The following is a 22,042-nucleotide window of genomic DNA, read 5'->3' as shown; positions in this document are numbered from 1 at the left end:
CCCAAGCCCCGTATGAACGCCCCTGTCACCCTCCACCATCTGCTGCCCGACATCGACTGGCGTCACCTCGACGCGCTGGAGGAAGAGGGCATCTACCTGCTGCGCGAGGCCGTCGCCGCCTTCGAGCGCCCGGCGCTGTTGTTCTCGGGCGGCAAGGACTCGTGCGTCGTGCTGCATCTGGCGCGCAAGGCCTTCCAACAGCGCCGCCCCGACGGCGGCTGGAGCGGGCGGCTGCCGCTGCCGCTGCTGCACGTGGACACCGGGCACAACTTCCCGGAGGTGATCGCCTTTCGCGACGAGCTGGTGCAACGCCACGGCGACACACTGATCGTCGGCGCGGTGGAGGACTCGATCGCGCGCGGCACGGTGCGGCTGGCCGATCCCCTGGCCTCGCGCAATGCGCACCAGAGCGTCACGCTGCTGGAGGCGATCGAGGCGCACCGCTTCGACGTGCTGATCTGCGGGGCCCGCCGCGACGAGGAGAAAGCCCGTGCCAAGGAGCGCATCTTCAGCCACCGCGACGCCTTCGGCCAATGGCAGCCCAAGGCCCAGCGGCCGGAGCTGTGGACGCTGTTCAACACCCGGCTGCAGCCGGGCGAGCACATGCGGGCCTTCCCGATCAGCAACTGGACCGAGCTGGATGTGTGGGCCTACATCGCGCGCGAGCGCATCGCGCTGCCGACGCTGTACTGGGCACACGAACGCGCCGTGGTGCGCCGCCAGGGGCTGCTGGTGCCGGTGACGCCGGTCACGCCGCCGCGCGCGGGCGAGACCGTCGAGACCGTGCGCGTGCGCTTTCGCACCGTGGGCGACATGACCTGCACCTGCCCGGTGGAGAGCACGGCCGACAGCGCCGAGGCCATCGTGGCCGAGACGCTGCGCGCCGACGTCAGCGAACGCGGCGCCACCCGGGTGGACGACCGCACCAGTGACGCCGCGATGGAGCGGCGCAAGCGCGAGGGCTACTTCTGATGAACGACACGATCACCCCCCAACGGGCGGCGGCCCGCCACGCGGCGCTGCGCTTTCTGACCGCCGGCAGCGTGGACGACGGCAAGAGCACGCTGATCGGCCGGCTGCTCTACGACAGCCGGGCGCTGCTGACCGACCAGGTGGAGGCGCTGCGTCGGCACAGCCGCGGCAGCGGTGCGCTGGACCTGTCGCTGCTCACCGACGGCCTGGAGGCCGAGCGCGAGCAGGGCATCACCATCGACGTGGCTTACCGCTACTTCGCCACGCCGCGGCGCAAATTCATCATCGCCGATGCGCCGGGGCACGAGCAGTACACCCGCAACATGGTCACCGCCGCTGCGGGCAGCCACGCCGCCGTGGTACTGGTGGATGTGACCAAGCTCGACCTGAGCCGCCGCCCCGTGACGCTGCTGCCCCAGACCCGGCGCCATGCGCTGCTGGCGCACCGGCTGGGCGTGCCGCACCTGGTGTTCGCCGTCAACAAGATCGATGCCGTGCCGGACGCCGGGGCCGCCTACGCGGCCGTGCGCCAGGCGCTCGAGGCCTTTGCCCGGCGGGCCGGGCTGGAGCCGGCCGGCATCGTGCCGGTATCGGCCCTGCGCGGGGACAATGTGACCGCGCCGCTGGATGCCGACTGGTACGACGGCCCGCCGCTGCTGGCGCTGCTGGAATCGCTGCCCGTGCTGCAACCGGACGGGGACGCGCCCTGGCGGCTGCCGGTGCAATGGGTGGCCCGCGGTGGGGACGGCACCGGTCACCAGCCGCGCATCTGCTGGGGCCGTCTGGCCACCGGCACGGTGCGCCCCGGCGATGCGGTGGCGGTCTTTCCCTCCGGCGAGACGGCGCGCGTGGCGCAGGTGTTGCACCACGCCGGTCAGCCCCTGGCCGCGGGCGACGCCGGCCAATCGGTCGGCCTGGTGCTGGACCGCGCGATCGACGTCTCGCGCGGCGACTGGCTGGCGGCCCCCGGTGCACTGGAGGGGCGCCGCCGCTTCGCCGCCACCCTGGCCTGGCTGGACCCCGAACCCGCCCTGGTGGGGCGGCGCTACTGGCTGCGCCACGGCCACCGCTGGGTGCAAGGGCGCCTCGTCGCCATCGAACACCGGCTGGACATCGATACGCTGGAACCGGTCGAGGCCCAGCACCTGGGCGTCAACGACCTGGGGCGGGTGGTGGTGGAAACCGCCGAGCCGCTGCCGTTGACGGCGTTCAGCGGCTCGACCGAGGGCGGTGCCCTGATCGTCGTCGATCCGGCCACGCACCGCACCAGCGGCGCCCTGCTGGTGGACTGACATGGGGACGATTGCCTTCATCGGCGCCGGCCCCGGCGCGGCCGATCTGATCACCGTGCGCGGCGCGCGCCTGCTGGCCGAGGCCGAGGTGGTGCTGGCGGACGCCCTGATCGACCCCGCCTTGCGGGCCTTGGCCCCGCAGGCCCACTGGATCGACGTCGGCAAGCGCGGCTTTGGCCGCGCCACGGAACAGACGGTGATTCACGCCCTGCTGCTGCACCATGCGGCCACCGGCGCGCGGGTGGTGCGCCTCAAAGGCGGCGACCCCAGCGTTTTCGGCCGGCTGGAAGAGGAACTGGCCGCCGTGCGCGCCGCCGGCCACGAGGCCGTGGTGGTGCCCGGCGTGACCGCCGCCCTGGCCGCCGCGGCCGATGCGCAGCAACCGCTAACCCGGCGCGGGCACGGCCGCAGCGTCGCCTTGACCACGGCCATGACGCGCGAACACGACCTGCAAGCCGGTCGCCACGCGGACACGGAGGTGTTTTACATGGCCGGCAAGCAGTTGCCTGGCCTGGCGCGGCAGTTGGCGGCCGCCGGCTGGCCGGCGACCACGCCGGTCAGTGTGGTCTCGCGCGCCGGCTGGCCGGATGCCATCCACTCCCAGCACACACTCGATACGCTGGCACAGGCCAGCGTGCTGCACAGCGGACGTCCGACGGTGGTGTGGATCGGTGCCGGGGCCCGGGCGCTGCCCGCCGCACCCGCCCCGGCGGAGCGCCCTCAGGCAGACGCGGACAAGCGCGCACGCAGCTCGGTCTTGAGGACCTTGCCGTAGTGGTTTTTGGGCAGGGCGTCGAGGAACACATAGCGCTTGGGCCGCTTGAAGCGCGCGATGTGCGCCAGGCAGTGCGCATCCAGCGCTTCGGCGCTGGGGGCCGCGCCGGGCTGCGCGACGACGAAGGCCACCACCACCTCACCCCACTCCGGATCGGGCGCGCCGACCACGGCCACCTCGGCCACGCCCGGGGCGGTCAGCAGTACCTCCTCCACCTCGCGCGGGTAGATGTTGGAGCCGCCGCTGATGACCAGGTCCTTGCTGCGGTCCTTCAGCGTCAAAAAACCGTCCGCATCCAGCGCACCGACATCGCCGGTCCACAGCCACCCATCGCGCAGGGCGGCGGCGGTGGCCTCGGGGTTGCGCCAGTAGCCAGCCATCACGGTATCGCCGCGCACCAGCACCTCGCCGGCCTCGCCCAGCGGCAGGTCGCGCCCATGCGCATCCACCACGCGCACCTGCACCGGCGTCTGCGCCACCCCCACGGAGGCCAGCCGCTCGGGGTGGCGCGGGTGGCCGGTGTCGGTCAGGTGCCGCCGCGCCAGCGCGGTGATCACCATCGGTGATTCGCCCTGGCCGTAAATCTGCACGAAGCGCGGCCCCATCACGCGCAACGCGCGCTCGATATCGGCCAGGTACATCGGCGCGCCGCCATAGACGATGGTCTTGAACGCGGCGGCGCAGTCGGCCGGGGTCAGGCCCTCGGCCTGCGCATGGTCGACCAAGCGGTTGACGATGGTGGGCGCGGCAAACGTGGTCAGCGGGCCATGCGTCCGACCGAGCGCGAACAGCTCGGCCGGATCGACGCCGCCAGACGTCGGCACCACGTGGCGGGCGCCCGCCATCAGGTGCGGAATCGCGTACAGGCCACAGCCGTGCGACATCGGCGCGCCATAGACGATGGCATCACCCGGATCGATCGGGTCCACGTCCGCAAAGTAGGTCAACCCCATCGTCATCAGGTTGCGCTGCGTCAGCATCACCCCTTTGGGGCGGCCGGTCGTGCCGCTGGTGTAGAACAGCCAGGCCAGGTCGTCGGGCGCGCGATCCAGCGGCGGGTACGCGCTCCAGTCCGGCAGCGGTGCCAGCAGGGCGTCGGCCTCGGCCGACTCGGCATCCACCTGCCGCTGCAGTCCGCGCTGCGGGGCAGGCGCCACGTCGGCGGTGACGAAGCCCCAGCGCGCCCCGGCGTTGTCGACGATCCATTCAACCTCCGACGGGTGCTGTTTGGCGTTGACCGGCACCACGGCCAGCCCGGCCCACCAGGCGCCCCACAGGATCTCCAGGTAGCGCGGGTGGTTGCGCATGAAGATCAGCACCCGTTCCCCCGGCTGCAGGCCCTGCTGGCGCAGGCGCTGCGCCAGCCCGGCGCAGCGAGCGGCCCACTGCGCATGGGTGGCCCAGCGATGGGGGCCATGGAAGATGGCGGGGCGGTCACCCGCCAGGCGGGCCTGCCGGACCAGCAGTTGCGCAAGGTGCATGGAATCTCCCGACGTAAAGCCACGACCTTAACGCCAGGCCCGCCCCACCTGCAACCCGAACAATCACGGCCCACGGCGGGAGGCCGTCGGTCAACCGATCCTTCAGGCCACGGTGTCGGCAGCCGTTTCCGCACGCAGGAACACGCGCGCCGTGCGGGGCGCCACGCGCACGGTGTCGCCCTCACGCAGGCCCAGGGCGGCCCAGCGTTCGGCCGGCACGTGGGCCTCCAGCACGGCAGGAACGGCACCACCGTCGGCTGGGGCCAGCGGCCGCAGTTCCAGCCGGGCCAGTGGGCCCACCACCAGGACGCGCTCCAGGCGCGCCGGCAGGCCTGTGCCATCGGCCAGCGGCGCGACGTCCAGCTCGTGCGGGCGCACATAGGCCAGGGCCTGGGCGTCGCGCGCGTCGGCATGTTCGGGCAGGTCCAGCGCCACACCGTCGCCCAGGTGCACCAGGCCCTCATGGGCACGGCCGTGGAACAGGTTGACATCGCCCAGGAAGCCCACCACAAACGGACTGGCCGGCTGCTCCCAGACCTGCTGCGGGCTGCCCACCTGCTCGATGCGGCCGTGGTTCATCAGCACCACGCGGTCGGCCACCTCCAGCGCCTCCTCCTGGTCGTGGGTGACAAAGATGCTGGTCACGTGCAGCTCGTCGTGCAGGCGGCGCAGCCAGCGGCGCAGCTCCTTGCGCACCTTGGCGTCCAGGGCGCCAAACGGTTCGTCCAGCAGCAGCACCTTGGGCTCCACCGCCAGCGCGCGCGCCAGGGCGATGCGCTGGCGCTGTCCGCCCGAGAGCTGCGCCGGGTAGCGGTCGGCCAGCCAGTCCAGCTGCACCAGCTGCAACAGCGACATCACCTGGTCGCGAATCTGGCGCTCGGACGGGCGCTGGCCACGCGGCTTCATGCGCAGGCCGAAGGCCACGTTGTCGAACACCGACATGTGGCGGAACAGTGCGTAGTGCTGGAACACGAAGCCGACGTTGCGCTCGCGCACGTGGCGGTCGGTGGCGTCCTCGCCTTCGAAGCGGATGGCGCCGGCGTCGGGCGACTCCAGCCCGGCGATGATGCGCAGCAGCGTCGTCTTGCCGCAGCCCGACGGCCCCAGCAGGGCGACGAGCTCGCCCGAGTCGATGTGCAGGTTGACGTCGTCGAGCGCGACGAAATGACCGAAACGCTTGCTGATGCGCTGGACCTCGATGCTCATGCGCGGACTCCGGAAAGCGGGGAGGAAACGGGGAGCGCAGCGGCCCTGGTGGCGGGACGCCAGGCGTCGCCTGCGGTCTGCGGCCCGGCGCTGGGCCGCTCGGGCGGCAGCTCGGCCAGCGCGCGCCACTCGCGCTGCATGCGCCACTCGGCCACGGTCTTGATGACCAGCGTGACGAGCGCCAGCAGGGCCAGCAGCGACGCCACGGCGAAGGCCGCCACCGACTGGTACTCGTTGTAGAGAATCTCCACGTGCAGCGGAATGGTGTTGGTCAGCCCGCGGATGTGGCCGGAGACGACCGACACCGCGCCGAACTCGCCCATGGCGCGCGCGTTGCACAGGATGACACCGTACAGCAGGCCCCAGCGGATGTTGGGCAGCGTGACGTGCCAGAAGGTCTGCCAGCCGCTGGCGCCCAGCACCAGGGCCGCCTGCTCCTCCTCGTTGCCCTGCGCCTGCATCAGGGGGATCAGCTCGCGCGCGACGAAGGGGAAGGTCACGAACACGGTGGCCAGCACGATGCCGGGCACGGCGAAGATGATCTGGATACCATGCGAGGCCAGCCACGGCCCCAGCCAGCCCTGGGCGCCGAACACCAGCACATAGATCAGCCCCGCCACCACCGGCGAGACCGAGAACGGCAGGTCGATCAGCGTGGTCAACAGGGCCTTGCCGCGGAATTCGAACTTGGCGATCGCCCACGCCGCGGCGACGCCGAACACCAGGTTGAGCGGGACCGCAATCGCAGCCGTCAGCAGCGTCAGCCGCACGGCAGCCCAGGCGTCGGGCTCCTGCAAGGCGCTCCAGTAGGCATCCCAGCCCTTGCGCAGCGCCTCGGCAAACACGGCCAGCAGCGGCAGCACCAGGAACAGGGCCATGAAGCCCAGCGCCAGCACCGTCAGCGTCCAGCGCACCCAGGGCGCCTCGGTGGTCTGGGGGCCTCGCGCCCCGACGCGAGTGGAGGTCGGGATTCCCATGTCAGCTCCCCGCACGACGGCGCTGCCAGGCCTGCAGCGCATTGATGACGAGCAGCAGCGCAAACGACGCCAACAGCATCACAGTCGCCACCGCCGTGGCCCCGGCGAAGTCGTACTGCTCCAGCTTGCCGATGATGATCAGCGGCACGATCTCCGACACCATCGGCACGTTGCCGGCAATGAAGATCACCGAGCCGTACTCGCCCACCGCGCGGGCGAAGGCGAGCGCAAACCCCGTCAGCAGCGCCGGCAGGATGGTCGGGAAGATCACGTGGCGGAAGGTCTGCCAGCGCGTCGCGCCCAGGCACTGCGCGGCCTCCTCCAGCTCGCGCTCCGCGTCCTCCAGCACCGGCTGCACCGTGCGCACCACGAACGGCAGCCCGATGAAGATGAGCGCGATCACCACGCCAGCGGGCTGGAAGGCGAGCTGGATGCCCCACGGCTCCAGCCACTGCCCGATCCAGCCGTTGCCGGCCAGCAGCGCCGCCAGCGAGATGCCGGCCACCGCGGTGGGCAACGCAAACGGCAGGTCCACCAGCGCGTCGACCAGCCGCTTGCCCGGAAACCGGTAGCGCACCAGCACCCAGGCCACCAGCAGACCGGCCACCGCGTTGGCCATCGCCGCCAGCAGCGACGCGCCAAAGGTCAGGCGAAACGCGGCCAGCACGCGCGGCGCCGTCACCGCGTCCCAGAACTCCGTCCAGCCGAGCGTCAGCGTCTTGGCCACCAGCGCCGTCAGCGGAATCAGCACCACGAGGCTCAGGTAGATGACGGTGTAGCCCAGCGTCAGCCCGAAGCCCGGCAGCACCCGCCGCCCGGTGCTGCGCGGGACGGCCGGCCCCGTCGCGACAAGCGTGATCGCGGTCATGGCCTCAGCGCCCCGCGGTGTAGAGCTGGTCGAACTGGCCGCCGTCGTTGAAGTGCACCCGCTGCGCCTCGGCCAGGCTGCCGAAGTGCTGCTGCACCGTGAACAGCTTGAGCGGCTTGAAGGTGGCGGCGTACTTGCGCAGCACCGCCTCATTGCGGGGGCGGATGGCGTGGCGCGCCGCGATTTCCTGCGCCTCCTCGGTGTACAGGAAGTCCAGGTAGGCCTTGGCCAGATCGCGCGTGCCCTTCTTCTGCACGGTGCGCTCGACGATCGCCACCGGGTTCTCGGCCACGATGCTGACCGACGGGTGCACCACGTCGACCTTGCCGGCGCCAAACTCGCGGTCCACCGACACCACCTCGGACTCGAAGGTGATCAGCACATCGCCAATGCCGCGCTGCAGAAACACGCCCGTGGCATCCCGGCCGCCGCGCGCCAGCACCGGCACGTTGCGGTAGAGCCGCCGCACAAAGTCGGCCGCCTGCTCGGGCGTGCCGCCGCGCGCCAGCACCTGCCCCCAGGCGGCCAGGTAGGCCATGCGGCCATTTCCGCCCGTCTTGGGGTTGACCACCACCACCTGCACGCCCGGCTTGACCAGGTCGTCCCAGTCGCGGATGTTCTTGGGGTTGCCCTGGCGCACCAGGAACAGCATGGTGGACGTGGTGGGCGCCGCACCGTGCGGGAAGCGCTGCGCCCAGTCCTTGGCGACGACGCCGCGCTCGGCCAGGAAGTCGATGTCCGTGGTCGTGTTCATGGTCACGACGTCGGCGTCCAGCCCGTCCGCCACGGCACGCGCCTGGGCGCTGGAGCCGCCATGCGACTGCTGCACCGTCACGTCACGGCCGCTGGTCTTCTTGACGTGCGCGGCGAAGGCGGCATTGATGTCCTTGTAGAACTCCCGCGCGACGTCGTAGGAGGCATTGAGCAGGGCGGCCGACTGGGCGTGGACCGGCGGGGTGGCGGTCAGGCCGGCGACCAGCGCCAGGGCAGACAGGGGGGCGGCCCACAGGCCACGGGTGAAGGAGCGGCGTCGCATCGGGAATTCCTCCGGCGGGTCGGATGACATGGCCGGGGATTCTGAGCGGCGCCCCTCAAAACTCAAACGATATTTTTTTGATTTCTTTATTGCCTTTAGGCATATCAAGCCGATTGGGGGGCCAGCGCCGCCAGCACCAGGCACGCACTGGCGCCAAACGTCAGGTGGCGGCGCAGGCGCGGGTACCACGGCGCCACCGGGCCCGGCGGGCAGACCGCCGCCTCCAGCAGCCGCCACAACAGCAGGCCCGCGACCAGCGCGCCGTAGCCGACCCGGGGCCCGGTGAGCAGGCCCGCGGTCATCGCCGCCGCGGCCCACAGCGAGGGCAACACCGACCAGCCCAGGCGCGCCGCCACCCGATCTGCCCCTGCCTGTGCGCCCCAGCCCCAGTGGATGCCGCCCAGAAAGCTCAGGATGGCCCCGCCATAGCACAGCAGCGCCGCGCCGATGGCCGCCTGGGCAAAGCCCGAGGCCAACCACGCGCCGGCGGCACCGGCGGCAAACGGCAGCAGACCACCGTACCCCAGCCAGGCGGCCGCGGCCGGCAAGGGGGCGGTACGGTCGGGATCGTCGCGGTCATCGAGGGCCATGCGGGTGCTTCCTGCGGCAAGTCATCGGAAAACGGGGGGCATGCCGGCGTCATCGAGCAGTTCGGCGGCGGCACGGTCGAGTCCGGCCGCGTCCAGCGCGGTCACGGGCAGCACGCGCCCAGCCGCCGTTCGCTCCTGCGAACGCCGGTAGAGCGGATCGTAGTGGTGCGTCATCAGCTCGGCAAACAGCTCCGGCAATCGCCCCGCCTGCGCCCAGTCCTGCCAGCGGGCGAGCGTGTCGTTGGACTGCAGGCCGCGCAACGCCGACAGGCGCAACGCCAGCGCCTGCGGATCGCGCCCCAGCCAGGCATAGTCCTGCAGCACCAGCGCCAGCCGCGCGGCGAACGGCACTTCCACCTGCACGCGGGGGGCACGCTGCAGCGCGGCGGCCATCGCCTCGGGCAGTTGCACGGCGCCGATCTTGCGGCTTTCGGCCTCCACCCACACCGGCCGCGCGGGGTCGAAGCGCCGCAACGCATCGACCAGCGCGGTGTCGAAGGCCTTCTGGCTGGGCTGCGGCTGCCCGTCGGGCCACGCGCCCAGGATGGAGCCGCGGTGGCGCGCCAGCGCCTCCAGATCCAGCACCTGCGCCCCGCGGGCGGCCAGGGCCTGCAGCAGCCGCGTCTTGCCACTGCCGGTCGGACCGGCGATCACCCGCCAGTCCAGCGTCGGTGGCAGGGCGTCGAGCTGCGCCACGACCCAGCGCCGGTAGCCCTTGTACCCCCCCTGCAACTGCGCCGCGGCCCAGCCGATCTGGCGCAGCCATAGGGCAAACGCGCCGCTGCGCTGCCCGCCACGCCAGCAGTACACCAGCGGGCGCCAGCCGGCCGGCCGGTCCTGCATGACGGCCTCGATGTGGCGGGCGATGTTGCGCGCCACCCAGGCGCCGCCGATGCGCCGCGCCTCGAAAGCGCCGGTCTGTTTGTACAGCGTGCCGACGATGCGGCGCTCCTCGTCGTCGAGCACCGGCAGGTTGATCGCGCCGGGCAGGTGGTCGAGCGCAAACTCCGCCGGGCTGCGGGCATCGATCAGCGTGTCGAACGCGCCGATCTGGTCCAGGGTGACAATATCCGGTTTGGCGGCCATGGCAAGGCTGCAAGTACTGCCGTACGGCTAATGAGACGACGATGAACACCGAGACGCGTGACCCGAACCGACTGACCGCCTGGGCCCACGGCGGCGGCTGCGGCTGCAAGATCGCCCCGGCGGTGCTGCAGCGGCTGTTGGCCCAGGTGCCGCCGCACCTGGCGCCTCCCGAGCTGCTGGTGGGCACGGCCACCAGCGACGACGCCGCAGTCTACCGCCTGCGCGACGACCTGGCGTTGGTGGCGACCACCGACTTCTTCACGCCCGTCGTGGACGATGCGTTCGATTTTGGCGCGATTGCGGCCACCAACGCGCTGTCGGACGTGTACGCCATGGGCGGCCAGCCGCTGCTCGCACTGGCGCTGGTGGGCATGCCCATCCAGCAACTGCCAGAGGCGGTCATCGCCCGCGTGCTGGAAGGCGGGGCGGTGGCCTGCCGCTCGGCCGGGGTGGTGCTGGCGGGCGGCCACTCCATCGACACCGTGGAGCCGATCTACGGCCTGGCCGCCATCGGCACCGTCCATCCGGACCACATCCAGACCAATGCCGGCGCGCAGCCGGGCGACCTGCTGGTACTGGGCAAACCGCTGGGGGTGGGGGTGCTGTCGGCCGCCCTGAAAAAGGGGCTGCTGGACGCCGACGGCTACGCCCAGATGCGGCGCTGGACCACGCTGCTCAACCGCGCGGGGGCGGTGCTCGGGCCCCTGCCCGGGGTGCATGCCATGACGGATGTGACCGGCTTCGGACTCGCCGGCCACCTGCTGGAGATGTGCCGCCCCGCCGGCCTGCTGGCCACCGTGGACAGCGCGGCCCTGCCCGTGCTCGAGATCAGCCGCGCGCTGGTGCGGCAGGGCATTGGGACCGGCGCATCGGGCCGCAACTGGGCCAGCTATGGCGAGTCAGTGGACCTATCGGCCCTGCCCGAGGGCGACCGCGCCCTGTGGCAAACCCTGGTGACGGACCCGCAAACCAGCGGCGGCCTGCTGGTGGCTTGCGCGCCACCAGCGCTGGAGGCCGTGCAGGCCGCGTTCACGCAAGCGCAAGGCCAGCCCGGCTGGGTGATCGGGCAACTGCAAGCCGCCCCTGCGGGGACCACGCCGGGCCTGCGCCTGCGCTGACCCCTGGTTGGGGTCAGCGCGCCGCACCCCGGATCGCCTCGACCATGGCGCGGGTGTTGTGGCGCATCAGCGCCAGATAGTCCGGCGCGGGCCCGCCAGCGGGGGACAGCGCATCCGCGTACAAGGGGATCGGCGACGGGCGGACCCCCGTCTCGCGCGCAATCTGCTCGATCAGCCGGGCATCGGCCAGCCGCTCCACGAAAATCGCGCGCACCTGCTCACGCTGGATCTGGCGGATCAGCCGCGCCACCCCCGCCGCCGACGGCTGGCTGTCGGTGGACACCCCCTGCGCGGGCAGAATGCGCACCCCGTACGCGCGGGCGTAGTACCCCAGTGCGTCGTGCGAGGTGACCACTTTGCGCTGCGCGGGCGGGATCGCGGCCCAGGCCTCGCGGATCTCCCGGTCCAGCGCCTCCAGCGCCTGGGTGTACCTGGCGGCACGCGCCCGGTAGTGCTCACAGCCGGCCGCATCCGCGGCACACAGGGCCTGGGCGATGCGCTGCACATAGCCCATGGTCTGCCGCACATCCTGCCAGGCGTGGGGGTCGGCCCCGCCGTGGGCATGACCGTGCGCATGGCCATGGTCGTGGCCGGCGGCCTTCAGCGGCTCCATCCCGTCCGTCACGCGCACCACGGCGCCACGGTAGGCGGCATTGCGCAGCAGACGCTCCATCCAGCCCTCGAAGCCCAGCCCGTTGAGCACCACCAGCCGGGCAGCGGCCACCCGCCGCACGTCCGCCGGCGACGGTTGGAACACATGCGCATCGGCATCGGGGCCCACCAGCGCATCGACCTGCACCCGATCGCCCCCCACCTGGCGCACCAGGTCGGCCAGAATACTGAAACTGGCGACGACGGGCAAAGCCCCTTCCGCCCGGACCGCCGACACCCCCGCCAGCATCGACACGGCCACCCCACCCGCCCAGCGCATCAGCCCGCGCCGCGACCACCCCAGGACACCCACGGATTGCAGCATGCACACACTCCCATCAGTGGCGCGCGGGCGCTGCGGCCCTCGCAGCGGCGTCGAATCCGCCCTTGGCCTTCCACTCCTCCATGCCGCCCTGAAGGATGCGCACATTGTCCCAACCCGCCACCCGCAGCGCAAAGCCCGCCTGCGCCGACAGGGAGCCGGTGTTGCAGTAAATCAACACCATGCGGTCACGGGGGATTTCGCTGCGGCGTGCCAGCACCTGGCGCCAGTCCATGTGGATCGCCCCGGGGATGTGCCCCTTGGCGTACTGGGCCGCATCGCGGGCGTCGATGACCAGAATGCGGGCCCACTCCTCCTTCGGGATCTGCTCGGCAAAAATCACCCCGCCGCCGTAGTCGACGAAGTCCAGATAGGCCGCCATCTCGTCGATCACGGCGGCCTTGTTGTCGGCGTGGGCCACGGGGGCCAGCGTCAGGCTGGCCAGCAAGGCGGCGGCAAGGGCATAAGGGCGCAGGCGCATGTGGGATGGTCGACTCGATCCATTTATCAGCAATGGGCGGATATCGTAACCCCGGCCGCGTCGTCGGATCTGATTGCGCGAGCGTGGTCTGTGTCAACTCTCCGGCCCACGGGAGTGCCTGAGCCATTGGCTTCATCGTACGCCAAACCCGCAACGAGATACAATGCAAATGCATTATCCCCACGTCGCGCCAAGCTGGAGAATTCCATGGCCGCCACCCTTGAAGCCGAATCGACGCTGACCGACCGTTACCAGACAACGGTGCCGGAAACCGTGCGCCGTGCGCTCCGACTGGGCAAGCGCGACAAGATCCACTACACGATCCGCCCGAACGGCGAAGTCGTGCTCACGCGTGCGGCGACGGGCGATGGCGACGATCCGGCGCTGGCGCCCTTCCTTGGCCTGCTGGCCCGGGACATGGCCGAACACCCCGAACGGCTCCAGGCGATGAGTGACGATCTCGCGCAGCGCATCCAGACCCTGGTCGGCGGCGTTAAGGTCGATTTGGACGCACCGCTGCCGGCGGACGGCGAATGAGCGGCGGCCAGCCACTGCTCGTCAACGGTTGGGCGCTTTTTGCCCATCCCGTCGTTCTCACCCAGCTTGACGCCCTGACCGCGCAGGTCGAAGCGCTCCAGCGCAAGGATCCTGTCGGCTACATCCACAAAAATGCGACCAAACGCCTGGCCGCCATCGGCAAGCTCGCGTTCGAAGTGATTCCGCAGGACCCGGCCCGGGCAGAGTACCGGCCGGGCCAGACACTCGGACCGGAACACAAGCACTGGTTCCGTGCCAAATTCTTCCAGCAATACCGGTTGTTTTTTCGATTCCACGCCCAGGCCAGGGTGATCGTTTACGCCTGGGTCAACGACAAAGGGACGCTGCGGGCGCACGACAGCTCCCACGATGCCTATCGGGTCTTTCGCCGGATGCTCGACAGTGGTCGACCGCCGTCGGACTGGGACCAGTTGCTGGCCGAAGCACGCGCCGAGCCCATGCGCCTGGATCGGCTGGCAGGCCCCCCGCTTTCTGGCCTGCGGGGCTAGACTCGGCCTGAACCGAGGGGCATCCGGCCGGGGGCCGCCTACTCCACCGTCACGCTCTTGGCCAGGTTGCGCGGCTTGTCCACGTCGGTGCCGCGCAGGCAGGCGGTGTGGTAGGCCAGCAGCTGCAGCGGCACCGCGTGCAGGATCGGGCTCAGGTCCCCGTAGTGCTCCGGCATGCGGATGACGTGCAGGCCCTCGCCGCTGGCGATGCGCGTGTCGGCATCCGCCAGCACATAGAGCACCCCGCTGCGCGCGCGCACCTCCTGCATGTTGCTTTTGAGCTTTTCCAGCAGCGCATCGTTGGGCGCCACCGTCACCACCGGCATCGCGCCGGTCACCAGCGCCAGCGGCCCGTGCTTGAGTTCCCCCGCCGGGTAGCCCTCAGCGTGGATATAGCTGATTTCCTTCAGCTTGAGCGCACCCTCCAGCGCGATCGGGTAGTGCGGCCCGCGGCCGAGGAACAGCGCGTGCTCCTTGGCGGCGAAGTCCTCGGCCCAGCGGATGATCTGCGGCTCCAGTGCCAGCACCGCCTGCAGCGCCGCCGGCAGGTGGCGCAGCGCGCGCAGGTGGCGCGCCTCATCCTCGGCGGCCAGACGCCCCTTGGCCTGCGCCAGTGCGAGCGTCAGCAGGAACAGCGCCGCCAGTTGCGTCGTGAACGCCTTGGTGCTGGCCACGCCGATCTCCACCCCAGCGCGCGTGACGTAGGCCAGCTCGCACTCGCGCACCATGGCGCTGGTGCCGACGTTACAGATCGCCAGCGTCTGGCGCATGCCCAGCGCCTGCGCGTGGCGCAGCGCGGCCAGCGTGTCGGCGGTCTCGCCGCTTTGGCTGACCACCACCACCAGCGTGCGCGGGTCGGCCACGCTCGTGCGGTAGCGGTATTCGCTGGCGATCTCCACCACCGTCGGCACGCCGGCAATCGCCTCCAGCCAGTAGCGCGCCACGCAGCCCGCGTAGTGGCTGGTGCCGCAGGCCAGGATCAGCACGCGGTCGATCTCCGCAAACACGCGCCAGGCGGCGCGCGAGCGGATGCCGTGGTCGTCGAACAGCTCCGGCACGATGCCCTCCACACCCTCCAGCGTATCGGCCAGCGCACGGGACTGCTCGAAGATTTCCTTTTGCATGTGGTGGCGGTAGGGGCCCAGCGCCACGTCCTGGCTGCTCACCTGCACGGCCCTGATCGGGCGTGCGGCGCTGTCCAGGGTACGCCCGTCCGCCCCCACGATGCGGTAGCGCCCCAGCGCCACATCGACCAGATCCCCTTCGGCCAAGAACACGATGCGGTCGGTGACGCCCGCCAGCGCCAGCGCATCGCTGGCCACGTAATGGGCCGCCGGTCCGTCCGCCGCGGTGCCAAGACCCAGCACCAGGGGCGAGCCGGCGCGTGCCCCCACCAGGCGCTGCGGCTCGTCGTTGTGCAGCACCGCAATCGCGTACGCCCCGTGCAGGCGGGCCGTGGCCGCGCGCACCGCCTCCAGCAAATCACCGTCGTACAGGCTGTCGATCAGGTGCGCGATGACCTCGGTGTCGGTCTGGCTTTCGAACACATAACCGCGCGCCTGCAGCTCGGCGCGCAGGGCTTCGTGGTTTTCGATGATGCCGTTGTGCACCAGCGCCACACGCGCCGGCCGTTCGCCCGCGCGCACCCCGGGCCCGTGGCTGACGTGCGGATGGGCATTGGCTGTGGTGGGCGCACCATGCGTCGCCCAGCGCGTGTGGGCAATGCCCGTGGCCGCGCGCAGCCCCTCCGCCTGCACCTGCGCGCGCAGCTCGGCCACGCGTGCCGTGCTGCGCGCGCGCGCCAGCCCGCGGGCCGCTGCCTCGACCGGAGCCATCCGCCCGGCGGCGTCGGCCAGCGGCGCGCCCCGGTGCACGGCCAGCCCGCACGAGTCATACCCCCGGTACTCCAGCCGCTGCAGGCCTTGCACCAGCACCCCCACCACGTCCGTGGTGCCCACCGCCCCGACGATTCCGCACATCGATCAGTCCTCCGCATCGTGTCATGCCAAGCCGGTAGGGTACGGATTCGGTCGAGTCACGGGTTTACATTTTTTACTCGATAGAGTAATTTTTTTGCAGTCTTTGGCCTTGATGGAATAATTTTCCATGAATAACATTTTTTCGACCGATTTTTCCGTCGACGAACGGGACCTGCACCTGCTGGATGCGCTGCAAACCGACGCGGCGCAACCCCTCAACGCCCTGGCCGCGCGCTGCGGCGTCTCCGCGCCCACGGTGCTGCGGCGCGTGCGCCGGCTGGAGGCGGCGGGCCTGATCGAGCGCCGCGTCGCCATCCTGCAGCCCGAGCGGCTGGCGGCCGTGCTGGGCGAGGGCCTGACCGCCATCGTCGAAATCGGCCTGGAGCGCCAGGGCGATGAGCACCTGCGCGCCTTCGAGGCCCGCGCCGTGGCCGAGGCCGCAGTGCAGCAGTGCTACCGCGTCAGCGCGGGCCCGGACTTTGTGCTGGTGGTGGCGGCGCGCGACATGGCCGACTACCATGCGCTGGCGCAGCGCCTGTTCACCGAACAGGGCAATGTGCGCCAGGTCAAGGCCTACTTCAGCGTGCGGCGCAGCAAGTTCGATCCGCGCCTGCCGCTGCCCGCCGTGCCGCCCCGCAAGGGGGCAGACAAGCCACCGGCCGCTGGCGTATGATTTTTTCGTCGCCCCTTCGTCACGAGAGGAACCGCCGCATGGTCCCCGTCCCCCCCTGCCGTCGCGCGTGTCCTGGCGCTGCTGACCCTGGCGGCCTGCGCCTTGGGCGCCCAGGCCCAGGAGCTGGTCAGCGTGCGCAGCCCGGTCGTCAATCTGCGCGCCACCCCCAGCACCGAGGGCGAAGTCCTCTGGCAACTGCGGCGCGGCTACCCCCTGCAGGTGCTGCAACGCCAGGGCGACTGGATCCGGGTGCGCGACTTCGAGGGCGACGAAGGCTGGGTGGCGGCGCGCGTGACCGGCGAGGAGCGCCACCACGTGGTTCGGGCCAGCACCCTCAACCTGCGCAGCGGCCCGGGGCTGGAGTGGCAGGTGGTGGGCACGGCGCGCTATGGCGATGTGCTGGCCACCGTCCGGCGACAGGGCAACTGGGTGCAGTTGCGCGCACTGGACGGCAGCGGTACCGTCTGGGCCGCGAGCGAGCACCTCTGGGGCTGGTGAGCCGCCAGGGGCCCTTCACCGTTGCCCCCTTCAGTCGGTCGATTTGGTCGGCCGCCGCCAGTTGGGCACCGTCACCGCCTTGGCACGGACCACCGTCAGCGCGCCCGCCGGCGTGTCCTTGGTCACCGTGCTGCCCGCGCCCACCGTGCCACCCGCCCCCAGCGTGACCGGGGCAACCAGCACGCAATTGCTGCCGACGTGCACATCCGCCTCGATGACCGTGCGGTGTTTGCGTGCGCCGTCGTAGTTGGCGGTGATGCTGCCCGCCCCGTAGTTGACCCGCTCGCCCACCGTGGCATCGCCCAGATAGGCCAGATGGTTGGCCTTGGCGCCGGCAGCCAGGGTGGAGTTTTTCACCTCCACGAAGTTGCCGATGTGCACCTCGGGCCCCAGCCAGGCGCCCGGACGCAGCCGCGCAAACGGCCCCACCCGGGCCTGCGCCCCGACCACGACGCCCGCGCCCGCGCCGTCGATGTGCGTAAAGGGCTCGATGACGGCACCCGCCTCCACCGTGGCGTGGGCGATCACGCAGTTGGCGCCCACCCGCACCCCGTCGCCCAGCACGACGCGGCCCTCGAACACGCAGTTGACGTCGATCTCCACATCCTGGCCACAGACCAGCTCGCCGCGCACATCCAGCCGGGCCGGGTCCGCCAGCCGCACGCCCTGCGCCATCAGCGCCTGGGCCACGCGGTGCTGGTGGGCGCGCTCCAGCGCCGCCAGCTGGGCCGGGCTGTTGACGCCCGCCACCTGCAGCGCGTCGTCGATGCGGTGCGCCACCACGGGCACGCCATCAGCCACCGCGTGGCGCACCACGTCGGTCAGGTAGAACTCGCCCTGGGCGTTGCGGTCGTCCAAGCGGGCCAGCCAGGCGCGCAGGCGCGCCGTCGGTGCGGCCAGAATGCCGCTGTACACCTCGGTGATGCGGCGCTGCGCATCGCTGGCGTCCTTTTCCTCGACGATGGCACGCACGGCCCCCGACTCGTCGCGCACGACACGGCCATAGCCGTGCGGATCGGCCAGATCCACCGTGAGCAGCGCCAGCGCATCGGGGCCACCCGCGCACTGGGCCGCCAGCAGTGCCGCCAGGGTGTCCGGATGCGTCAGCGGCACGTCGCCGGACAGCACCAGCGTGACGCCGTCGTCCGCCAGCAGCGGGATGGCCTGCTGCACGGCGTGCCCGGTGCCCCGTTGCGGCTCCTGCCGCACCGCCTGCCACGGCTGCCCGTCGGCCAGCGCGGGCAGGGCGGCCTCGACCGCCTCGGCCCCATGGCCGGTCACCACCACCGTGTGGCGCGCCGACAGCCCCCGCGCCATCCCCAGCACATGGGCCAGCAACGGGCGGCCGGCCAAGCGCTGCAGCACCTTGGGCAGGGCGCTCTTCATGCGCGTGCCCTTGCCAGCGGCCAGAATGACGACGTCCACGGGACGGTGCATGGGTTCCTCCTGAAGGGTCATGGGGTGTCGGGCGCCGATTATCGGCCCCCGCGGTGCTACGCTACGGGCGGCCGCCGCGCCGCGCGCAACGGCGCCCATCCCACCCATGGCCACCCGTGCGATGCCCCATGACGACCCTAGCCCCCACTGAGCCCCTTCCCCGCTTTGCCGTCTTTGGCGCCGGTGCCGTTGGCAGTTACTACGGTGCCATGCTGGCGCGCGCGGGCGTGCCGGTGGTGCTGATCGGCCGCCCGGCCCACGTCCAGGCCATGCGCGCGCACGGCCTGCGGCTGCAGACCGCCGACTTCGACGAGCGCATCGCCGTGCACGCCGACACGGACGCTGCGGCTGTGGCGGGCGCGGACGTGGTGTTGGTGTGCGTCAAATCCGGCGACACCGAAGCGGCCGGGGCCGCGCTGCACCCCCACCTGGGCCCGCAAACCGCGGTGCTCAGCCTGCAAAACGGCGTGGACAACGCCGAGCGGCTGGCGCGTGTGCTGGGGCGGCCCGTGGTGCCGGTGGTGGTGTATGTGGCCGCAGGGCTGGAAGGCCCGGGCCATGTGCGCCACCACGGCCGCGGGGATCTGGTGCTGGCGCCGTTTCCGCAGGCCGCGCGCGTGCAGGCGGCGCTGGCGCGGGCCGGGGTGCCGACCACCGTCTCCGACGCGGTACCGCAGGCGCTGTGGACCAAGCTGGTGGTCAATTGCGCCTTCAATGCCCTGTCCGCAATCACCGCGCGGCCCTATGGGTGGCTATGGGCGCAGGCGGGCGTGCCAGAGATGCTGCGCCAAGTGGTGCGCGAATGCGTGGCGGTGGCGGCGGCCGATGGCATCGCGCTGGATGCGGCCGCTCTGGTTGCAGACGTCGAGGGGATTGCGCACAGCATGGCCACCCAAATGTCGTCCACCGCGCGCGACCTGCTGCGCGGCCACCCGACCGAGGTGGACCACCTCAATGGCCATGTGGTCGCGCGTGCCCACGCCCACGGCCTGCAGGCACCGGTCAACCAGGCGCTGCAAACGCTGGTGCACCTGCTGGAGCAAGGACGCGGCGCTTGAGCACCCGGGCCCGCCCGCGCGACGACGGCGGCCAAACTGCGACAATCCGCGACCATGCAAGACACCTACGTACTCACCCTGTCCTGTCAGGACAAGCCCGGCATCGTGCACGCCGTCTCGGGCTTCCTGCTGGAGCAGGGCGGCAACATCGAGGAGGCGGCCCAGTTCAACGACCGCGACAGCGGCCGCTTTTTCATGCGCGTGCAATTCACCTGCCCGGGCCACGACGCACCCACCTTGCGCGGCGCGGTGCAGGCATTCGGCCAGCAGCACGGCATGGCGTGCAGCCTGCACCCCTGGCACGAGCCGATGCGCACCGTCATCTTCGTCAGCCAGCAGGGCCACTGCCTGAATGACCTGCTGTTCCGCTGGAAGAGCGGCCTGCTGCGGCTGGACATCCGCGCCATCGTCAGCAACCACCGCGACTTTTACCAACTGGCCGCCGGCTACAACGTGCCGTTCCACCACATCCCGGTGACGGCCGCCACCAAGGCGCAGGCCGAGGCGCGCCAGCTCGACATCATCGAACAAGAAGGCGCCGAGCTGGTCGTGCTGGCGCGCTACATGCAGATCCTGTCGGACGATATGTGTCAGCAGCTCGCCGGCCGCGCGATCAACATCCACCACAGCTTCTTGCCCAGTTTCAAGGGCGCCAAGCCGTACTACCAGGCGCACGAGCGCGGCGTCAAACTGATTGGTGCCACCGCGCACTACGTGACCGCCGATTTGGACGAAGGCCCGATCATCGAGCAGGACGTGGCGCGGGTGGACCACGCGATGACGGTGGAGGACCTGACCGCCATCGGTCGCGACACCGAAAGCCAGGTGCTGGCGCGCGCGGTCAAGTGGCACAGCGAGCACCGCGTGCTGCTCAACGGCCAGCGCACGGTGGTCTTCCGTTGAGCGGGTACGGGCCATGTCCACGCGCATTCCTCCCATCCAGTGCCTGCTGACCTTCGAGGCGCTGGCGCGCCTGCGCAGCGTCACGCAGGCGGCCGACGAGCTGTGCGTGACACCCAGCGCTGTCAGCCACCGCATCCGGCAGCTGGAAGAGCAGCTCGGCGTCAAGCTGTTCGGGCGGGCGGACTTCTCTTTGACCACGGAGGGCAGCGAATATCTGGCCCAGGTGCGCGAGGGGCTGACGGCACTGCAGCGCTTCCCCAGCCGCAACGCCACCCCCGGACGACGCAAGCTGCGGCTGGCGGTGACGCCGACGTTTGCGCGCTCGATCCTGATGCCGCGGCTACGCCAGTTCGCCGAGGCCTACCCGGAAATCGACCTGACGCTGCAGGTCAGCATCCCGCTGCTGGACGTGGTGGCCGAGGACGCCGACCTGACCATTCGCTTCGGCACCGGGCGCTACCAGGACGTCGAGTTCATGTGCATCCTGAAAGACGAGGTCACGCCGCTGGCCTCGCCAGCGTTCGCACGCCAGCACGGGCCGTTCGAGAAGCCCGAGGACCTGCAAGGGGTGCCGCTGCTGCGCAGTCCGCTGGAGCCGTGGCGCACCTGGTTTGCCGCCCACCACCTGGACTGGCCGGAGCCGGCCGACGGCTCACAGTTCAACGACATCGGGCTGATGTGCGACGGCGCCGCCGCCGGCATGGGCGTGGCACTGGTGCGCCTGAAGCTCGGTGCACCGTGGCTGGACAACGGCATGCTGGTGCGGCTGTATCCCCACACCGTGCCCAGCCCTCACGCGCACTACCTGTGCTGGCGCGCGGGGGCGATGGAGCGCTGGGAGTGCGCGACGTTTGCCGCCTGGCTCAAGCAGGCGGTGGCCTGACCCCCGCTGCCCCCCGGGCCCATGCGGCGCCTGGCACGCCGGGCCACGTCACTCGATGCGGATGCGCTTGCCAGCCACCGCCGCCTTCTTCGGCAGGGTCAGCGTCAGCACGCCGTTGTCGTACTTGGCGCTGGCGGCCGACTCATCGACATCGCCCGGCAGGGCAAAGCTGCGCGAGACGGCGCCATAGTAGCGCTCGCTGTGCAGCACCTTGTCACCGTCGCGCCGGGCGTCCTCTTGTTTGACCTCCGCGGCGATGGTGACCAGGTTGTTCTCGACGGACACGTGGATATTGTCCTTGCCCACGCCGGGCATCTCGGCTGAGATGACGTAGGCCTGGTCGTTTTCTTTCACATCCACCTTGATCTGCTGCGGCAGCGGCTCGCCGTGCAGCGGTCGCACATAAAACGCCGGGGCCATGTCCCGGAAAAACTCGTCGAACAGACTCGTGCGGCGCGGAATCAGGTTGCTCATGCGCAGTCTCCTTGACCGTGGAGGGCTTCGACATCCATCGGGCCCGCCAGCGCCTCCACACCGCCGGCGCAAGCCCATCGCTCACACCACCCAACATAGAGGCAGCGCGCCGGCATTTCAAGCCCCCCGCCGCAGGCCGATTCACGCGATGCTCAAGGATTTTTCAGCCGCGCTGGCGTGTCCTGGCCTACACTGCGGCGACACGTTTGCCACCCCCCGCCATGACCGCCCACGAC

The 22,042-nt window shown here is 70.9% G+C and carries 23 protein-coding genes; 11 read left to right on the top strand and 12 right to left on the bottom strand.

All coding sequences use genetic code 11. The features are described from left to right. The first annotated feature begins 12 nt into the window (after nt 1-12). From cysD to cobA, 3 genes are read left to right on the top strand one after another with little or no spacing between them, the layout of a single operon-like run. Nucleotides 13-972: a sulfate adenylyltransferase subunit CysD gene (gene cysD, locus V7026_RS06480; protein WP_334154548.1), complete on the top strand. Its 960-nt coding sequence runs from the start codon at nt 13-15 to the stop codon at nt 970-972. Then, on the top strand, nt 972-2,264 hold the full coding sequence (locus V7026_RS06475; RefSeq protein WP_068607063.1) for a sulfate adenylyltransferase subunit 1: 1,293 nt from the start codon (nt 972-974) through the stop codon (nt 2,262-2,264). The genes cysD and V7026_RS06475 overlap by 1 nt, the downstream gene beginning before the upstream one ends. A gap of 1 nt (nt 2,265) precedes the next feature. Then, the gene (cobA, locus tag V7026_RS06470) at nt 2,266-3,039 is read left to right on the top strand and encodes a uroporphyrinogen-III C-methyltransferase (protein WP_334154547.1); all 774 of its coding nucleotides are present in this window, start codon (nt 2,266-2,268) and stop codon (nt 3,037-3,039) included. Here cobA and V7026_RS06465 read toward each other — a convergent pair. The 7 genes from V7026_RS06465 to mnmH all read right to left on the bottom strand — a co-directional run bounded on the left by V7026_RS06465 (nt 2,985) and on the right by mnmH (nt 10,283). Further along, nucleotides 2,985-4,520, bottom strand: coding sequence for a class I adenylate-forming enzyme family protein (locus V7026_RS06465; protein WP_334154546.1), 1,536 nt, complete (start codon nt 4,518-4,520; stop codon nt 2,985-2,987). The two genes, cobA and V7026_RS06465, sit on opposite strands and share 55 nt — an antisense overlap. Before the next feature lie 102 nt (nt 4,521-4,622). Continuing rightward, a complete protein-coding gene (locus V7026_RS06460; RefSeq protein WP_334154545.1) occupies nt 4,623-5,726 on the bottom strand; it encodes a sulfate/molybdate ABC transporter ATP-binding protein in 1,104 nt (367 codons plus the stop codon). Then, nucleotides 5,723-6,703, bottom strand: a complete 981-nt coding sequence (gene cysW / locus V7026_RS06455; protein WP_068607071.1) for a sulfate ABC transporter permease subunit CysW — start codon at nt 6,701-6,703, stop codon at nt 5,723-5,725. Before cysW ends, V7026_RS06460 begins: the two co-directional genes overlap by 4 nt. A 1-nt stretch (nt 6,704) precedes the next feature. After that, nucleotides 6,705-7,571, bottom strand: coding sequence for a sulfate ABC transporter permease subunit CysT (gene cysT / locus V7026_RS06450; RefSeq protein WP_058616760.1), 867 nt, complete (start codon nt 7,569-7,571; stop codon nt 6,705-6,707). 4 nt (nt 7,572-7,575) lie between these two features. Next, nucleotides 7,576-8,607, bottom strand: a complete 1,032-nt coding sequence (locus V7026_RS06445) for a sulfate ABC transporter substrate-binding protein (protein ID WP_334154544.1) — start codon at nt 8,605-8,607, stop codon at nt 7,576-7,578. 104 nt (nt 8,608-8,711) lie between these two features. Then, nucleotides 8,712-9,197, bottom strand: coding sequence for a DUF3429 domain-containing protein (locus tag V7026_RS06440; RefSeq protein WP_334154543.1), 486 nt, complete (start codon nt 9,195-9,197; stop codon nt 8,712-8,714). A gap of 21 nt (nt 9,198-9,218) precedes the next feature. Continuing rightward, nucleotides 9,219-10,283 carry a tRNA 2-selenouridine(34) synthase MnmH gene (gene mnmH / locus V7026_RS06435; protein WP_334154542.1) on the bottom strand — a complete coding sequence of 355 codons (1,065 nt, stop codon included), beginning with the start codon at nt 10,281-10,283 and terminating at the stop codon, nt 9,219-9,221. Between the two features lie 41 nt (nt 10,284-10,324). Between mnmH and selD the strand changes: the two genes are divergently transcribed. Beyond that, nucleotides 10,325-11,401 (top strand): selenide, water dikinase SelD, encoded by a 1,077-nt coding sequence (selD, locus tag V7026_RS06430; protein ID WP_334154541.1) that lies wholly within the window; start codon nt 10,325-10,327, stop codon nt 11,399-11,401. Between the two features lie 13 nt (nt 11,402-11,414). Here the strand turns inward: selD and V7026_RS06425 are convergent, their stop codons facing one another. Next, nucleotides 11,415-12,377 carry a metal ABC transporter solute-binding protein, Zn/Mn family gene (locus tag V7026_RS06425; protein ID WP_334154540.1) on the bottom strand — a complete coding sequence of 321 codons (963 nt, stop codon included), beginning with the start codon at nt 12,375-12,377 and terminating at the stop codon, nt 11,415-11,417. 13 nt (nt 12,378-12,390) lie between these two features. After that, nucleotides 12,391-12,855 carry a rhodanese-like domain-containing protein gene (locus tag V7026_RS06420; RefSeq protein ID WP_334154539.1) on the bottom strand — a complete coding sequence of 155 codons (465 nt, stop codon included), beginning with the start codon at nt 12,853-12,855 and terminating at the stop codon, nt 12,391-12,393. Nucleotides 12,856-13,062: 207 nt separating this feature from the next. Here V7026_RS06420 and V7026_RS06415 point away from each other — a divergent pair, with 207 nt between their 5' ends. Continuing rightward, a complete protein-coding gene (locus V7026_RS06415) occupies nt 13,063-13,392 on the top strand; it encodes a type II toxin-antitoxin system PrlF family antitoxin (protein ID WP_334154538.1) in 330 nt (109 codons plus the stop codon). Next, a complete protein-coding gene (locus tag V7026_RS06410; RefSeq protein ID WP_334154537.1) occupies nt 13,389-13,901 on the top strand; it encodes a type II toxin-antitoxin system YhaV family toxin in 513 nt (170 codons plus the stop codon). The genes V7026_RS06415 and V7026_RS06410 overlap by 4 nt, the downstream gene beginning before the upstream one ends. Nucleotides 13,902-13,939: 38 nt before the next feature. On the opposite strand, the gene glmS is transcribed toward V7026_RS06410, so the two are convergent. Continuing rightward, nucleotides 13,940-15,880, bottom strand: a complete 1,941-nt coding sequence (gene glmS / locus V7026_RS06405) for a glutamine--fructose-6-phosphate transaminase (isomerizing) (protein WP_334154536.1) — start codon at nt 15,878-15,880, stop codon at nt 13,940-13,942. 127 nt (nt 15,881-16,007) lie between these two features. Between glmS and V7026_RS06400 the strand changes: the two genes are divergently transcribed. Beyond that, the gene (locus V7026_RS06400) at nt 16,008-16,553 is read left to right on the top strand and encodes an Lrp/AsnC family transcriptional regulator (RefSeq protein WP_334154534.1); all 546 of its coding nucleotides are present in this window, start codon (nt 16,008-16,010) and stop codon (nt 16,551-16,553) included. Between the two features lie 102 nt (nt 16,554-16,655). After that, nucleotides 16,656-17,051 carry an SH3 domain-containing protein gene (locus tag V7026_RS06395; RefSeq protein WP_334154533.1) on the top strand — a complete coding sequence of 132 codons (396 nt, stop codon included), beginning with the start codon at nt 16,656-16,658 and terminating at the stop codon, nt 17,049-17,051. Between the two features lie 30 nt (nt 17,052-17,081). On the opposite strand, the gene glmU is transcribed toward V7026_RS06395, so the two are convergent. Further along, entirely contained in the window at nt 17,082-18,488 is a 1,407-nt protein-coding gene (glmU, locus tag V7026_RS06390) for a bifunctional UDP-N-acetylglucosamine diphosphorylase/glucosamine-1-phosphate N-acetyltransferase GlmU (RefSeq protein WP_334154532.1), read from the bottom strand. A gap of 128 nt (nt 18,489-18,616) precedes the next feature. Here glmU and V7026_RS06385 point away from each other — a divergent pair, with 128 nt between their 5' ends. Genes V7026_RS06385 through V7026_RS06375 form a run of 3 tightly spaced genes read left to right on the top strand, consistent with a single transcriptional unit; the run spans nt 18,617 to nt 21,332 of the window. Continuing rightward, nucleotides 18,617-19,546 (top strand): ketopantoate reductase family protein, encoded by a 930-nt coding sequence (locus V7026_RS06385; protein ID WP_334154531.1) that lies wholly within the window; start codon nt 18,617-18,619, stop codon nt 19,544-19,546. A 54-nt stretch (nt 19,547-19,600) separates the two neighbouring features. After that, nucleotides 19,601-20,449: a formyltetrahydrofolate deformylase gene (purU, locus tag V7026_RS06380; RefSeq protein ID WP_334154530.1), complete on the top strand. Its 849-nt coding sequence runs from the start codon at nt 19,601-19,603 to the stop codon at nt 20,447-20,449. A gap of 13 nt (nt 20,450-20,462) precedes the next feature. Further along, nucleotides 20,463-21,332 (top strand): LysR substrate-binding domain-containing protein, encoded by an 870-nt coding sequence (locus tag V7026_RS06375; protein ID WP_334154529.1) that lies wholly within the window; start codon nt 20,463-20,465, stop codon nt 21,330-21,332. Between the two features lie 48 nt (nt 21,333-21,380). Here V7026_RS06375 and V7026_RS06370 read toward each other — a convergent pair whose 3' ends face one another. After that, complete coding sequence (locus V7026_RS06370; protein WP_334154528.1) at nt 21,381-21,806, bottom strand: Hsp20/alpha crystallin family protein; 426 nt, start codon at nt 21,804-21,806, stop codon at nt 21,381-21,383. Nucleotides 21,807-22,042: the final 236 nt, after the last annotated feature.

Source organism: Tepidimonas sp., assembly GCF_036825565.1.
Lineage (GTDB): Bacteria > Pseudomonadota > Gammaproteobacteria > Burkholderiales > Burkholderiaceae_C > Tepidimonas.
The sequence above is the reverse complement of the archived record's forward strand: the minus strand, read 5'-3'. Positions and strand labels throughout refer to the sequence as shown.